We start from the raw sequence: 1,356 nt of genomic DNA on the forward strand, positions 1-1,356 counted from the left end.
AATATCATTTGTTAAAATTCTCACTGCTGATAGGTCATATATTTCATCAAAAACCTTGCCTTTTACCTTCATTTTTTTATATATAGAATAAAAATTTTTAGGTCTACCATTTATTTCACATTTTATTCCAACTCTCTCAAGATTAACTTTCAAGGTATCAATAATAGAATTTATAAGCTCTTCTCTTTCTTTTCTTCTCTTGTTAACCATATCTACTAGCTTATAATATTCATCTGGATCTAAATATCTTAAAGATAAGTCTTCAAGTTCCCATTTAACCCTGCTCATACCAAGTCTATCAGCAATTGGAGCATAAATCTCCAAAGTTTCTGTCGCTTTTTCAATTTTTTTGGCTTCAGTCATATATTCGAGAGTTCTCATATTATGAAGTCTATCTGCAAGCTTTACGATGATAACCCTTATATCTTTTGCCATGGCAAGAACCATCTTACGAATATTTTCAGCCTGTTTTTCAGCCTTGCTTTTATAATTTAATTTTTTTAGTTTTGTAACACCATCAACAAGCTCTGCTATTTCCTTGCCAAATTTTTTTTCAATATCCTCATAAGTTACAGAAGTGTCTTCTATGGTATCGTGCAAAAGTCCAGCTATAATCGTCGCTGAATCCATATTCATATCTGCTAAGATCATTGCAACATGAAGAGGATGGATTATATAATCCTCTCCTGAATTTCTCTTTTGACCCTGATGATTAACTTTTGCCAATTCATAGGCACTTCTAATTTCAGCTTCATCAACATTAGGATTATATGTTTTTATTTTTTCAATTAAATCGTCTATTGTCATCTTTCTCACCGTTTACTCTGTAACTTTTTAACCTTAGTTCAATACTAGAATAACCCCTAAAGTTATTTACATCTATAGAATATATTACATCTATTTTAATATTTTTATTTGATTTTTGCAAAAGCCCAGTTACAGCCTCTTGACCATAAGCCTTTTTTAAATCTTTTAGAAATTCATTGGAATCTTTAAACAGTAAGGCATTTTGAAAAACTCCATTATCTTCCAGCATTAATTTAATAACATTCTTATTAGTACCAAAAATTGCAATATCTGTTATTTTTAAATTCCTACTTCCAAAAAGTGGTTTCTCATTATCCGTACCAAAGGGCTTTAATTTATTTAAATCTTGAATTAACTTCATATTAATCTGTGGAAAATTAAGAGGATAATCAATATAAATCTTCTTAGTCAAATCATCTCTTGTTAATTTTGCATTTTTATTTAAATTTAAATTAAAATTATTGAAGTTTTCTTTTTTTATTGAAAGACCACATGCCATTTTATGCCCTCCGAAAGCTTCAAGTTCATCTCTAATACATTTACCTCTTC

At 29.1% G+C, this 1,356-nt stretch carries 1 protein-coding gene and 1 pseudogene; both read right to left on the reverse strand.

Going from position 1 to position 1,356, the window contains the following annotated elements; genetic code table 11:
• On the reverse strand, nucleotides 1-807 hold an 807-nt coding region (locus HMPREF9131_RS02445), incomplete at its 3' end, for an HD domain-containing protein (protein WP_009345177.1).
• Nucleotides 785-1,356 (reverse strand): annotated as a pseudogene (locus HMPREF9131_RS02450) (single-stranded-DNA-specific exonuclease RecJ); the annotation flags it as partial. The gene HMPREF9131_RS02445 and the pseudogene HMPREF9131_RS02450, both read right to left, overlap by 23 nt.

This window comes from Peptoniphilus sp. oral taxon 836 str. F0141, assembly GCF_000179335.1.
GTDB lineage: Bacteria > Bacillota > Clostridia > Tissierellales > Peptoniphilaceae > Peptoniphilus_A > Peptoniphilus_A lacrimalis.